This window comes from Fictibacillus macauensis ZFHKF-1, assembly GCF_000269865.1.
Classification (GTDB): domain Bacteria; phylum Bacillota; class Bacilli; order Bacillales; family Fictibacillaceae; genus Fictibacillus_C; species Fictibacillus_C macauensis.
On sequence record NZ_AKKV01000026.1, the window covers coordinates 100,177 to 113,421 of the forward strand.

Genomic DNA, 13,245 nt, shown 5'->3' on the forward strand with positions numbered 1-13,245 from the left:
AAAAAAAGTCGAGGCAAACTACTACTTTTATCAGTTATTTCATCATGTCTCTATTGTGTTATATGGTTGATTGATGTGTAACGAAGGATGCGGTCAGGAGAGAAAGAAAACGAGGCTAGCACGTTTCCACGTAAAAAAATAAGGAGCAGCTCACTCGCTGCTCCATGATGATGCTAGTCTTGCGAGATCCACCCTTTTTGATAGGCGTAACTCGTTAACTGTACACGATTATCTAAATGCAATTTACTTAATATATTCTTTAAGTGACTTTTTACGGTATGCTCTGAAATATAATACGCTTGGGCAATTTCTTTATTGGACTTGCCTTTAGCGACAAGTTGAAGGACTTCTTCTTCACGATGAGAAAGCGGTGTTTTTTCTTTCTCAACCGGTTGCTTCGTAAATTCTTTTAAAATTTTTAGTGCCATGCTTTGTGACATCGGTACCTCATCAACGGCAAACGCTCGCAAATAGTCGTACCACTCACTTGATTTTAAGTTTTTTAATAAATAGCCTTGCGCCCCGCGTTTGACCGCTTCAAATAAATCGGTAATATCATCAGACACCGTCATAATGACTATTTTTATCGCTGGAAGTTTAAATTTAATCATCTTCGTTGCTTCTAAACCATCCATAATAGGCATCTTAATGTCCATCAAAATCAAGTCTGGCTGAAGCGCCTCTGCTTTACAGATCGCTTCTTGTCCGTTTTCCGCTTCGCCAATAATCTGAAATTCAGGATAATCTTCTAGCAGCTCACGAATGCCTTCACGGGCATGCTCGTGATCGTCAACAAGTAGGAGTTGAATGGGATGATTCACACGCTTCCTTCCTTTCGAATGGTCACTGTTACGATACCATTGTGTAGTTCTTTTGCAAACGTCGCATTCATCGCTTTTGCACGATCTTGTAAGATTTGCAACCCGTAGCGTCGTTCACTTTGTGGCCACTCTGTCATGGTCGTATCATTTTCAATACTAATCACAAAACCATTTGGCGGTAACTTCCTTCCTCTTAAACGAACCTCATTTGCGCTACCATGCTTCACAGCGTTCATAAGCGCCTCCTTTATACAAGCAAACAGTTCTATCTTTTCTTTCGCAGAAAGCGACGGTTCATCGAGCTCCCAGTCAAGATCAAGGACTAAGCCATGCTCTTCTTGTAACGTTGCCACATAGTTTTCTAGCATTTGTCGCCATTGTAGCTTTTCTTCAGCCGGTGGAACGCGCAGGTTCGTGATGGCTTGTCGTGTATCTTCATGAATATGTTGTAGCGTTTGTTGCATTTTTTGAAAGCGGGGATGATGTTCAATGTGTAACTCTTTTCCTAGCTTATCGGTTTTGATCGCTAATAAAAAAAGAGATTGTGCAATCCCATCATGTAGCTCACGTGATATTTTTGCTCGCTCTTGCAACGCACTGCGCTCCGCTTTTTCCTCATGCAGTTCACGCTGAATTTTTTCAAGTGATCCAAATAATTTTAATAAAAAAATAATGGTTACACCGAATACAATGAGTGGCGATAAAAGATTACCGGTTTCCATCGAAATATAATCCATTAAAAATGTATGACGAGCATACTCCCAAAGGCCAATCGCAACCGTTGGTAACATTAAAATTAACCATTTAATTTGTCGATACGTCATGTTCAACCTACCTTTTACTTCTTACTTTCCTCTCTTCTATTGTGACAGTTTTTCGCAAAAAATACATCACTACGAAGAGGGAAAGTAGAGCTTTAGTGGCAGCGACTAAAAAGAACGAGCACGCGATCGCCGCATGCTCGTTCTACTATAGTGCTTATTCCATTGCTTTATTAACAGCTTTAGACGCTTTCTCTTTCATATCGCCAGCTTTTTCTTGCGCTGTGCCTTTAGCGTGATCTTTATGACCTTCTGCTTTCATCTTTTCATTGTTAGTCATTTCGCCGATTCCTTTTTTTACGTTCCCTTTTGCTTGTTCCATTTTCCCTTTTGTTTGTTCCTTATTCATTGTATTCAGCTCCCTTTATCGTTGTGTACTAGGAATGTACCCTCGTTTTTTCTTTTGTAAACCTATCCACTTTTGCCATATTTACCGACTGATGCTCATAACTTAAGGGTAGACTAACCGTTAATACTGCATAAGGAGAGTGTGTATGAAAAAGAAATGGCTATGGCCCGTTATTATTATTGTCGTGCTCGTTGTCATTTTTACGATGAGCTACAACGGCTTTGTGAGCGCCGAAGAAAATGTGAGTCAATCGTACTCCCAAATTGAAACGCAACTACAGCGTCGTGTCGATCTTGTTCCAAATTTAGTGAGCACTGTTAAAGGATACGCTTCTCATGAAAAGCAAGTGCTTACGCAAATTTCTGATGCCCGCGCCCGCCTTGCAGGTGCAAAATCAACGCCTGAGAAAGCAAAAGCAAATGACGCCCTAACAGGCGCCCTCAGTCGCTTGCTCGTCATACAAGAACGCTATCCCGACTTAAAAGCTGATAAGCAGTTTACGCAATTAATGGATGAACTAGCAGGTACGGAAAACCGTATCGCTGTATCACGCCGCGATTATAATGAGCAAGTAGCCACGTATAATAAAAAGGTCAAACGTTTTCCAGGAACGCTCGTAGCCTCTCTTGGTGGATTTCATGAAAAGGACTATTTCAAATCAAGTCCAACAGCAAAAGAGCCACCTAAAGTGAACTTCGGAGAGCAACAATAATGAAACGCACCGCCTCCCTACTACTTGTGCTTTGTTTTCTTCTTTCTTTACCGTTGCACGCATCTGCAAGTGGTCAAAGTATTCCAGCACCGCAGGGAGATCTTTACGTACAGGATACTGCACACGTATTATCAGCAGCAGAGAAAAATGAACTACTTTCATTAGGAAGAGCATTAGAAGACAAAACAAGCGCACAACTTGCTGTACTAACCGTCCCTTCCATTGGCGAGATGAATATTGATGACTATAGCAATAAAGCCTACCGCGCCTATAAACTAGGAACAAAAAAACAAAATAATGGTGTTCTGCTCGTCCTTGCTGTGAAGGAAAAGAAAATCCGCATTGAAGTCGGCTACGGGCTCGAAGGAGCAATTACAGATGGCAAAGCTGGACGCATCATAGATGAAGATGCCATTCCGTCACTGCAAGCAGGAAAAACAGGCGAAGCAATTACGAAAACGTATCGCACACTTGCTAAAGAAATTTCAAAAGAATATAGTGGTGAGAAAAAGCCTGAACCGAAAGAAAAAACCTCCTTGCCTTGGTGGGCCATTATTCTCATTGTCCTTTTAATTTTCCTAGACATTAAGTTTCTAGGTGGTTTTTTCACCTTTTTTCTTCTATCTTTGTTGCGAAATGGTGGAAATGATAAACGTAATGGAGGAGGTGGCTCCTCAGGCGGTGGTGGCGCAGGACGGGGCTGGTAAGACCTCTTATGAAAAAGGTTCGCCTTTTTCTTAAGAGGTCTTTTTGTTTCTTACTTTTTTTGTTGTGTCATTAGTTTTTTTATATGATCTTTTGGTTCCCAACAATTAAATTGGTAAGAGGGTAATGTATCAAATCCAAGCCGCTCACAACGATACTGCATACGAGATGCCGTCTTTTCTGCTACAAAGTTCACACACGTAGCACAGCAGTGAAAATTTTTCCCTTTCATATGGCTTTTCTCCCCTTTTCTTCTTATTGTAACAAACAACCGTTACAAGATACCGTAAAAACAAGAAAACAAGTGAAGGTGCCCTTCACTTGTTTTCTTCATCTATTTTAAGGACGCACATTTCTATAGGCTTTCTCATAAGCCGATTCAAAGCGTGTGCGTACGACTTGTTCATGACCATATACTTTAGGCGCTGCCGTCTTTTTTTTCATAGAAATGGTAATCGTAGCAAAGAAAAGATTTAACGTCATACTCTCTCCTCCCTTCTTAAAACATGGTGCCTTCAGGTGTAATCCTTCTCCAGTGCAATCCAATCTAATAACAGCTCTTGTCGTGTAATCATTGGTCATCACTCCTTTACTTTGGTCATCATCTTTTTTTAATGCGTGTAGTGCATCGCTTTTTCATAGCTACCTTCAAATAACTTTTTCACACGTTCATTTTCAACTTCGTTTTGTTTGTTTCTTTTCACAGAAATCGTCACATTCATAAAAACTAGATGTAAAGTCAAGATCATCTCTCCTACTCGTTTGTTTTATATTTTTTGTATTAAAAAAGGCCGCAGAAACTTACGCGTTCCTGCGGCCTAAAATAGGCATAGAAAAGCCACAGGAACCGTTCAGCCCTGTGGCGCTTTTTTATCAATAGTAAAAAAGGCTACGCTTGTAGAATGGCCGAACATGGGATATTTAATTGTTGCTGCATTGCCATCTTGACTGCTTTCATTGTTGTTCGACCTCCTTTTATTTTTTCCTTACATGGCAATTATACCCAACACCTATTCACTTGTAAACCCCTTTTTTTCTCAAACAATGTATCTTATGCGTGAAAGAACGAAAAGATACCCCATTTTTAAAGATTTAAAGTGTTGAGTGATCGCGCCTTTATCTTGAGCTACTTCCACAGCAGCATACGTACCGTTACGCAATGTTAGTTATGGTAGGACGTGATCACAATCACTATCATAGCCGCTTGAATGTCTAATTCTTGATAGACATCTTGTGCGGGTCGCGAATCATCAATGATTTTTCCACTTTTCTTTCTCTATCCAAAGGAGGAAAATGAAAGAAAACCATCCAGCTATTTTATACGCTCCCAAGCATATGTTTACATTTTCACAAAGGAATGTTTTATAATAAAATATGTTTTCATTCTACTAGCAAAGGGGGATTAGGATGCTTAGTCCTAAAACCATTTTTAGATCCACGCGGCCGTTTTCCTTAACCGCCTCTATTATTCCGATTCTATTTGGAACCATTTTAGCGATAGAAAAAACATCTCTTTCTTGGGGAATGTTTGTTGCCACTTTAGTCGGTGCGCTTTGTATGCAATGTGGAACAAACCTTGTTAATGATTATTTTGATTATGTAAAAGGCGCCGATCAGCCAGGTTCCCTAAGTCCCTCAGGCGTAATTGATCGCAAAGAAATGACACCACGCCAAGTATATATAACCGGGCTTGTGTTCTTTCTCATTGCGACCATCATCGGTATCGTCCTTTACGTACAAACAGGTCCTGTCATACTCTACATCGGTATTCCAGCTCTACTTATCGGCTACTTTTATACGGCTTCACGGTTTGCATTAGCCTATAACGGTCTCGGTGAGCTCGCTTCAGGAACAACGCTTGGTGTTCTAGCGATTATTGGTGCTTACTATGTGCAAACAGCAACCGTTAGCGGCGAGCTTATTCTCGTATCATTACCGAATGCCTTCTTAATTATGGCGATTCTTCATGCGAATAACTTACGAGACATAGATACAGACCCACTCATTCATAAAATAACCATTGCTGGCTTGCTCGGCAAAACGGGTGCTCGTGTTGAATATTATGTATTAATGTTTGGTGCCTACTTGATTTTAGCTTTACTCGTTATTTTTCATGCGCTGCCACTATGGAGTTTACTGGCGTTTCTTACATTTCCCATTGCTTATAAGGCGGTTGCGATTGCAACGAAAACGTGGGATCCAGCGGAACTTAATAAAGCGCTTGGCTTAACGGCTATGCTTCATTTAAGTTTTGGACTGCTTCTATCTATTGGCACGTGGATTGGCTTGTATTTCTTTTCCTAAAAAACAGCCCTAACTTATAAAAATGGCTTCAGCATCGTTTTTTGATGCTGAAGCCATTTTTTGATGTCGCTCTTTATTTTCATTTTAGATTGTCTTGTGTTCTTGCGTTCAAGTTTCACAAGCGTACCTGATTCGCGCGCAAACCAAGGCAAATCCCCCTCTGAGCAAGAGCAGAAGATCAAAAAAAGAGTAAATCAAGCGCTAAGCTCGCGTTGCACCACAAAACAGAGGAAATGATGTGTCCCAAGTTCTTTTTTCTAAAGATGTTTTAATTTGCTGAAACGGGGTATAGAATAGCAAACAGAAAAAGAGAACTCGGGGAATCCCCAAGCTCTCTTATATTATTGTTCATACGCTTGATCTAATTTTTTTCGCAAATGTTGGACATAACTATATAATGCAATCGTAATAGAGAGACCTATAAATGAAGAAGTACCACAAACAATCACACTATTTGTATCTTTTCCAGCAAAGGGAATAACCGTTCCTAAATACATAAACGCACTTAATGATAATAAAATTACCCCAAAGCGTTGGAAATCTTGAATTTTCACTTTTAATTGTTCAATTGCTTTTGTTTCCATGTAACAGAACCCCTTTCTTGTCCATTATTTTTCTACCATAACATATTTCAGCTAGGAAGAGTGTGTAAAAATTTTGACAAAATAAAAAGAGAACGCCTATTTCCAAGGAAATAGGCGTTTTCCGTTTTATGCTTCTAATGCTTGCTTTAAATCCTCAATTAAATCTTCCGCATCTTCAATACCAACAGAGATTCGTACAAGTCCGTCTGTAATGCCGAGCTCTTGACGACGATCCGCTGGAATCGATGCGTGTGTCATTTGCGCAGGTAATGAAATTAAGCTTTCAACCGCACCAAGACTTTCAGCGAGCGTAAAGTATTTCACTTGTTGCAAGACACTTTCTGCTTTCTCTTTGCTTCCAACATCAAAGGAAACCATCCCACCAAAGCCACCAGCTTGTGTTTTTGCTAATTCATGTTGCGGATGACTCGCTAACCCTGGGTAATGAATTTTACCAACCGCAGGATGATTGCTTAAAAAGTCTACGATTTTCTTCGTATTCGCTTCATGTGCTTCCATACGAAGGCCGAGCGTCTTAATGCCGCGAATGAGCAACCAGGAATCTTGTGGTCCTAACACCCCACCAGTAGAGTTTTGCACAAAGTGTAACTCTTCCGCTAACGCTTCTCCTTGAACGACGACAATACCTGCGACAACATCACTATGTCCACCTAAGTATTTGGTAGCGGAATGAAGAACGATATCTGCACCATGCGTAATTGGTGTTTGCCAATATGGTGTACTAAACGTATTATCGACAACGAGTAGTAAGTTATGTTCTTTTGCTAGCGCTGCAGACGCTTTTAAGTCTGTCACTTTAAGCAATGGGTTCGTTGGTGTTTCAATATACAATGCTTTTGTATTTTCACGAATGGCTCCCTTTACTTCCTCTAGGTTTGTTGTATCAACAAACGTCGCTTCAATGCCAATACGATTTAATACTTTAGTAATGACACGATATGTGCCTCCATATACATCATCTGTTAAGATGACATGATCACCTGCTGAGAAGAGCATCATCACTGCGGTAACAGCTGCCATACCAGAACCAAAGGCAAAGCCTCGTGTTCCTTCTTCTAAATCTTTAACAAGCTCTTCTAGCGCAAAACGTGTAGGGTTACCTGTACGAGAATATTCATATCCTTTATGCACACCTACAGCGTCTTGCTTATACGTACTTACTTGATAAATCGGTACTGATACGGCTCCTGTCGCTTCATCTCCAGGTATTCCACCGTGAATTAATTTTGTTTTCCGTTTCACGTTAAATGCCTCCCTCAAAAATCTTCTTGCTAATGTATCGATCGCTTCCGTCTGGGAAGATTGTAACAATTCTTGATCCTTTTGGTGCACTCTGTGCTTCCAGTAAGGCTGCATGCAAGGCCGCTCCTGATGAACTACCAGCAAGCACGCCTTCTTTCGCCGCTAACTCTTTCACACGCGTAAAGGCATCCTCATCAGAAATCGTATGAATGCTATGGAAATAGGAGCGATCCATATAACTTGGTAGAAACTCCATGCCAATGCCTTCCGTTTTATGAGAACCCGCTTCTCCACCATTTAAAATAGACCCCTCAGGTTCTACTATGACGGTTTTTAGCGACGTATTTTGACTGTGCAAATATTGCGCTGTTCCCATAAACGTGCCACCCGTGCCAGCACCTGCTACAAAAATATCAACATGGCCGTCTAGCTCTTTCCAAATCTCTGGACCGAGCGTTTTATAATACGTAAGCGGATTCGCAGCATTAGAAAATTGTGCCGGTGTATAGGAACGAGGAATTTCTTCTAAAAGCGCTTCCGTCTTTTCAATAGCACCTTTCATACCAGCTTCAGTTGGCGTATTAATAATCTTGGCGCCAAGCGCTCTCATAATGGCTTGCTTTTCCATACTGAATTTTTCAGGCACAACAAATATAACGTTAATGTTGCGATTAATTGCCGCTAATGCAAGGCCAATTCCCGTATTCCCTGCTGTTGGTTCAATAATCGTACCGCCTTCGACGAGCTTACCGGTAGCAAGAGCATCTTCTATTAACGCTTGACCGAGACGGTCTTTCACACTACCGCCAGGATTCATAAACTCTAGCTTCGCAAATAAGCGCACATCGTTAGGAAGTTGGAACTGTGTAAGTTCCAACATTGGCGTGTTTCCGATTAGTTCATGGATGTTCTTATATACGGTCATCACCTAGACTCCCCTTATTCAGCAAATACCTTATGCCATTCATCTTTTTTTGCTAACATTGCTTTAGCAATCTCTTTTGCGCCTTCTAGACTATGATTTGCTGCCCATCCACATTGGACGACGTTACAAGCAGGTACTTCTGTCGCTTGTAGCACGTCTTCTAACGTTTTTTCAAGCACAGCTAAAATTTCATCATAGTTGTCATGATTAATAACAGATAAGTAGAAACCTGTTTGGCACCCCATTGGACTAATATCAACAACTGAGTCATGATGATTACGAATGTTTTCTGCCATCAAATGTTCAATCGAATGCAAACCTGCCATCTCCATATGATCTTCGTTTGGTTGGCAAAAGCGGATGTCATACTTATGAATCATATCCCCGTTTTTTCCTTCTGTTGTACCGGCAAGACGTACATAAGGTGCAGCGACCTTCGTATGATCTAAATTAAAGCTTTCTACGTTCATTTTTTTAACCATGCTGTTTCAACTCCTCTAACATTAATAAAATCAATTCAGCCGAATTTTTCGAAGCTGTTTCTAAAAATTGATCGTAAGAGATGCGTGCATCTTTTCCTGCGATATCCGAAAGCGAACGAATAATGACAAAGGGCACATCAAACTGATGAGCGGTTTGTGCAATCGCTGCCGCTTCCATTTCAGCTGCATATAAGCCTGCTAGTTTACTTTTAATAAATTCTACGCGCTCATGATCGCTCATGAATGAATCACCAGAAGCAATTAATCCTTTTGCCACTTGAATGCCGCTTACTTTTTCCGCACTTTTTTCTGCAATCGCAACGAGTGTTTCATGTGGCATATAGCAGGCTGGCATTTGTGGTACTTGCCCGTATTCATAGCCAAAAATCGTTGCATCCACATCATGGTGACGAACCTCTGTCGAGATCACAACGTCTCCTACATTTAATGTACTATGAAATCCGCCAGCTGAGCCTGTATTAATAATATAATCTGGTTGGTAGCGCTCAATTAACAAAGTTGTAGCGATTGCCGCATTCACTTTACCGATTCCAGATTTTAATAAGATAATATCTAAGCCATCCAGCTGACCGCTATAAAATTCACAGCCTGCCATCGTTACATCTTCACGATTGCTTAATTTTTCACGTAAAATAACGACTTCCTCTTCCATCGCACCAATAATTCCGATTTTCATACACACAGCTCCAATGACTCTCTTATTTGCTTCTTTTTACAGCTTCCATTAGCCAGACGTAACCATTTAGCTTGTTGAAAGCAACTTCAAATCCGTGCTTTTCAAACAGCTCATTTAAGACATCTATCGTTGTATAGTACTCACTTTGCAAATCATGAAGTAAATTTGCAAAGCCCTGCTCACTAACAATACGATGACGTTCGGTACGATCGGCTTCGTTCACGAAAGCGGTATCCGCAAATACAATTTTACCATTTTCCTTTAAAAGCTGGCTATATAATTGAATAGCAGAGTCTTTCTCTTCGTTCGTTAAATGATGAAACGCGTACGTGCTGACAATTGCATCTGGCGTTGTTGGCAATTCAGGAAAGGCTAAAAAGTCGCCATCATACAACGTTAACTCTGGAAAACGCGCACTCGTTTTACTGCGCATCGCAGAAGACGGTTCAACGCCATATACTGTGCGTCCTGCGGCGAATAGCTTTTCCGTTAAGTTTCCTGTACCAACGCCGAATTCTAAAACGGTTCCTTCCGTTTTAGAAACAACCGTTTCTAAAATCGTGTCATAGTGTTCAAACACTTCTTTATATTCCTCATCATGGCCGGTTACGGTTTGATCATATGACTCGGCCCACTCATCAAATAACGATATAAACTCTCTACCCATCTAACACTCCACCTTTAAAATATATAATTCCTATCAATATAGTATGAATTAAATTGCTTATAGGTTACAAGATACCATAGCCCCTTTACTTAATCAATCATTTACACCTAAAATTTTCTTCAAAAAAAAAGACGAATCAGCGCTGATCACTGATTCGTCTTTCGTACGTTGTTTTAAGATTGTTTTTTTACAGCGAGTGGTTTCCACCCTTTGTCGTTTTCCCATTGAAGTTGAACTTCATAGCGTGAACCATCTTTTTTTGATAATACTCGTCCTAAGGAACGATCAGGGCCGCCGCCATTTCCGAGCCACAATAAGGTCATCTCATCTTGCGCTATGCCTGTTGCATACGATAACGCCTTTAGTTGCTCATCCCAGTCCGTAGATCCTTTGTCATAGCTTTTCGTATGTTCGCCCTTTTGAGACGTACCTACTGCTTCCCAAGGACCATTCGGGCCGCCACCTTCTTTTTTCTCATCCTTTTTTTCCTTATCTTCTTTTGAATCCTCTTTTTCTTTGTCACGGTCATGATTCGCCTGATCATTTGCAGATTTGTTTGCATCATTTGCAGAGGAAGTTGAAGGTGTGTCTTTTGATGACGAGGCACGGTCGTCGCCTCCGCCTTTAAAGATCCCGAATCCAACAGCGACAATCAGTACGATAACGATAATGATCGCAATGTTGAGCGTGCGATTTTGTTTTCTTCTCTCGAAGCGGGAATTATGTTTTTTACTCATACGAACCTCCTCATAGTTAGCTTAGTTACTTTTCATTTTACCACGATAAACTCATTCGACAAGTTTGAGATTTTATGTGTGTCGGATTTCCCACCATCTTTTGTTAAATCGGCATAAATCACGGCTTCTTAAAGGAAAACATAAAAAAAGCGCCCTACAAAGAGCGCTTTTTGCTGACTTACTTTACTTCTAAAATGCGAACTTGGATTTCTCCACCTGGTGTTTGTACAGCTACTTCATCACCAATTTTTTTACCTAAAAGGCTTTTCGCCATCGGAGAATCATTGGAGATCTTGCCTTCAAACGGATCGGCTTCTGCACTACCGACAATCATATAGGTTTCTTCGTCGCCATCTGGAAGCTCTAAAAACTTTACAGATTTACCGATTGAAACAACATCACCAGCTGTTTTATTTTCTTCAATAATAACAGCATCACGAATCATTTTCTCTAATTGTACAATGCGGGCTTCAACGAACGCTTGCTCGTCTTTCGCAGCATCGTACTCAGAGTTCTCAGATAAGTCACCGAAGCTACGCGCAATCTTAATGCGTTCTACAACTTCTTTTCTTTTTTCTGTTTTTAAGTATTCAAGGTCATTCTCTAATTTTTGTTTTCCATCTAATGTCATATAGTGTTTTTTTTCTTCTGACATCTGATCATCACTCCTTTAATTCATCATGCGTCTTTGTTGACGTAGTATGTAACACCATACTAGAAAATAAAGCGCTTGCCAAATCTTTTGCTGACAAAAAAAGCGCGAGCGGTAATAAAAAATGAGGGCATCGCCTCATTTTTCTACAATGGCTTTCTCCTCCAGAATGGTTTGTATTTTCGTTACCATTAAATCAATTGCGACTCGGTTTTGTCCACCTTCTGGAATAATAATATCGGCATATCGTTTCGTTGGCTCAATGAATTGGTTATGCATTGGCCGAACGACGGATGTGTACTGTTCGATGACAGAATCCAATGTTCTTCCGCGATCACGTGTGTCGCGTACGATTCGGCGAATGATGCGAACGTCAGCATCTGTATCAACAAACAATTTAATATCCATAAGATCGCGTAGACGGTCATCTTCTAAAATAAGAATTCCTTCTAATATGATAACGTCTTTTGGTTCAACTGGAATAATTTTATCACTTCTTGTATGCGCTGTATAGTCATAAACTGGCTTTTCTATGGATTTATATTCCAAAAGAGAACCAATATGTCCGATTAACAACTCATTATCAAACGCTAACGGGTGATCGTAATTTGTTTGATAGCGCTCTTCCATTGTTTTTTCGGCTTGATCTCGGTAATAGGAATCTTGTTCGATAATCAAAATCGATTGATCTTGAAATTGACGGTAAATTTCTTTCGCTACCGTTGTTTTTCCAGAACCTGATCCTCCTGCTACCCCTATGACGATTGGTTTTTTTGCCATGGTCTTACTCCTTCCACATTCAAGGCACTGCCGATCTCTTTTATTTTTTTACTGAAATTGCTAATCCATCACCAACGGGAAGAATAGCGGTCTCATACTCTGGATGCTGCATTAAAAATTCATTGTAGGATTGAATTTTTCTAATCAAGGCCCGGAGTCTTCTTGTTTGCGCAATACGTCCGTCGGCAACATATCCTTTAAATAGGATGTTATCAGAAAAAATCACCCCACCAGATGATAAATACTTGCTATAGTTATCAAAAAAGGGACGATATTGCCCTTTTGCAGCATCGATGAAAATGGCATCAAACGGCGCTAATTGCGCTACATCCTCTACACATTCGTTGGCGTCGCTATGAAGCACCGTAATTCGATCTTCAAGAGAGAAGCGCTTGATGTTTTCAAGCGCTACGTTATATCGCTCATCGTCTCGTTCAATCGTAACGATGGTAGCTTCTTTCACTGTTTGTGCCATTCGAATAGCAGAATATCCGATCGCAGAACCGATCTCCAATATTCTTTTCGGTTGGAGAAGGCGTAATTGCTGTAGTAGCACTTCCATCCCAATTAACTCCATAATGGGCACTTCATGCTCACGAGCATACGATTCTAGTTCCATTACTTCCTTGTCTCTTTGGGGAATAAGCTCTTCCAAGTATGTTTCGATATTTTTTGAAATCAAAGAACCTTCCTCCTTACAGAACTCAACCGAACTATTATATCATAAATGGACGCGGGGAGAATAG

At 40.5% G+C, this 13,245-nt stretch carries 19 protein-coding genes; 3 read left to right on the top strand and 16 right to left on the bottom strand.

The genetic code is table 11. From position 1 onward, the window contains the following. Positions 1–173: 173 nt before the first annotated feature. From A374_RS11010 to A374_RS11020, 3 genes are all read right to left on the bottom strand, one after another. The gene (locus A374_RS11010) at positions 174–821 is read right to left on the bottom strand and encodes a response regulator (RefSeq protein ID WP_007202285.1); all 648 of its coding nucleotides are present in this window, start codon (positions 819–821) and stop codon (positions 174–176) included. After that, positions 818–1,645, bottom strand: coding sequence for a sensor histidine kinase (locus A374_RS11015; RefSeq protein ID WP_007202286.1), 828 nt, complete (start codon positions 1,643–1,645; stop codon positions 818–820). The genes A374_RS11010 and A374_RS11015 overlap by 4 nt, the downstream gene beginning before the upstream one ends. A gap of 154 nt (positions 1,646–1,799) precedes the next feature. Beyond that, on the bottom strand, positions 1,800–1,991 hold the full coding sequence (locus A374_RS11020; protein WP_007202287.1) for a CsbD family protein: 192 nt from the start codon (positions 1,989–1,991) through the stop codon (positions 1,800–1,802). A gap of 145 nt (positions 1,992–2,136) precedes the next feature. Between A374_RS11020 and A374_RS11025 the strand changes: the two genes are divergently transcribed. Next, entirely contained in the window at positions 2,137–2,703 is a 567-nt protein-coding gene (locus A374_RS11025) for a LemA family protein (protein WP_007202288.1), read from the top strand. Continuing rightward, positions 2,703–3,410 carry a TPM domain-containing protein gene (locus tag A374_RS11030; RefSeq protein ID WP_007202289.1) on the top strand — a complete coding sequence of 236 codons (708 nt, stop codon included), beginning with the start codon at positions 2,703–2,705 and terminating at the stop codon, positions 3,408–3,410. Before A374_RS11025 ends, A374_RS11030 begins: the two co-directional genes overlap by 1 nt. Before the next feature lie 50 nt (positions 3,411–3,460). On the opposite strand, the gene A374_RS11035 is transcribed toward A374_RS11030, so the two are convergent. The 3 genes from A374_RS11035 to A374_RS21305 all read right to left on the bottom strand — a co-directional run bounded on the left by A374_RS11035 (position 3,461) and on the right by A374_RS21305 (position 4,151). After that, on the bottom strand, positions 3,461–3,640 hold the full coding sequence (locus tag A374_RS11035; RefSeq protein WP_007202290.1) for a hypothetical protein: 180 nt from the start codon (positions 3,638–3,640) through the stop codon (positions 3,461–3,463). Positions 3,641–3,747: 107 nt separating this feature from the next. Continuing rightward, entirely contained in the window at positions 3,748–3,891 is a 144-nt protein-coding gene (locus A374_RS20830; protein ID WP_162098296.1) for a YrzI family small protein, read from the bottom strand. Positions 3,892–4,019: 128 nt separating this feature from the next. Beyond that, on the bottom strand, positions 4,020–4,151 hold the full coding sequence (locus A374_RS21305) for a hypothetical protein (RefSeq protein ID WP_274517056.1): 132 nt from the start codon (positions 4,149–4,151) through the stop codon (positions 4,020–4,022). A gap of 664 nt (positions 4,152–4,815) precedes the next feature. Between A374_RS21305 and menA the strand changes: the two genes are divergently transcribed. Continuing rightward, the gene (menA, locus tag A374_RS11040) at positions 4,816–5,712 is read left to right on the top strand and encodes a 1,4-dihydroxy-2-naphthoate octaprenyltransferase (protein ID WP_007202291.1); all 897 of its coding nucleotides are present in this window, start codon (positions 4,816–4,818) and stop codon (positions 5,710–5,712) included. A gap of 341 nt (positions 5,713–6,053) precedes the next feature. On the opposite strand, the gene A374_RS11045 is transcribed toward menA, so the two are convergent. The 10 genes from A374_RS11045 to A374_RS11090 form a co-directional block, all read right to left on the bottom strand. Next, a complete protein-coding gene (locus A374_RS11045) occupies positions 6,054–6,296 on the bottom strand; it encodes a YrhC family protein (RefSeq protein WP_007202292.1) in 243 nt (80 codons plus the stop codon). A 126-nt stretch (positions 6,297–6,422) separates the two neighbouring features. Beyond that, positions 6,423–7,559 (bottom strand): bifunctional cystathionine gamma-lyase/homocysteine desulfhydrase, encoded by a 1,137-nt coding sequence (locus A374_RS11050; RefSeq protein WP_007202293.1) that lies wholly within the window; start codon positions 7,557–7,559, stop codon positions 6,423–6,425. A gap of 1 nt (position 7,560) precedes the next feature. Beyond that, positions 7,561–8,484, bottom strand: a complete 924-nt coding sequence (locus A374_RS11055; protein ID WP_007202294.1) for a PLP-dependent cysteine synthase family protein — start codon at positions 8,482–8,484, stop codon at positions 7,561–7,563. Between the two features lie 14 nt (positions 8,485–8,498). Then, positions 8,499–8,966, bottom strand: a complete 468-nt coding sequence (locus tag A374_RS11060; protein ID WP_007202295.1) for an S-ribosylhomocysteine lyase — start codon at positions 8,964–8,966, stop codon at positions 8,499–8,501. Further along, positions 8,959–9,663: a 5'-methylthioadenosine/S-adenosylhomocysteine nucleosidase gene (mtnN, locus tag A374_RS11065; RefSeq protein ID WP_007202296.1), complete on the bottom strand. Its 705-nt coding sequence runs from the start codon at positions 9,661–9,663 to the stop codon at positions 8,959–8,961. The genes A374_RS11060 and mtnN overlap by 8 nt, the downstream gene beginning before the upstream one ends. Before the next feature lie 22 nt (positions 9,664–9,685). Further along, entirely contained in the window at positions 9,686–10,330 is a 645-nt protein-coding gene (locus A374_RS11070) for a class I SAM-dependent DNA methyltransferase (RefSeq protein WP_007202297.1), read from the bottom strand. A gap of 173 nt (positions 10,331–10,503) precedes the next feature. Further along, positions 10,504–11,067 (bottom strand): YrrS family protein, encoded by a 564-nt coding sequence (locus A374_RS11075; protein WP_007202298.1) that lies wholly within the window; start codon positions 11,065–11,067, stop codon positions 10,504–10,506. A 178-nt stretch (positions 11,068–11,245) separates the two neighbouring features. After that, positions 11,246–11,722, bottom strand: coding sequence for a transcription elongation factor GreA (gene greA / locus A374_RS11080; RefSeq protein WP_007202299.1), 477 nt, complete (start codon positions 11,720–11,722; stop codon positions 11,246–11,248). A gap of 135 nt (positions 11,723–11,857) precedes the next feature. After that, positions 11,858–12,499, bottom strand: a complete 642-nt coding sequence (udk, locus tag A374_RS11085) for a uridine kinase (RefSeq protein WP_007202300.1) — start codon at positions 12,497–12,499, stop codon at positions 11,858–11,860. A gap of 40 nt (positions 12,500–12,539) precedes the next feature. Continuing rightward, positions 12,540–13,181 carry an O-methyltransferase gene (locus A374_RS11090; RefSeq protein WP_007202301.1) on the bottom strand — a complete coding sequence of 214 codons (642 nt, stop codon included), beginning with the start codon at positions 13,179–13,181 and terminating at the stop codon, positions 12,540–12,542. Between the last annotated feature and the right edge of the window lie 64 nt (positions 13,182–13,245).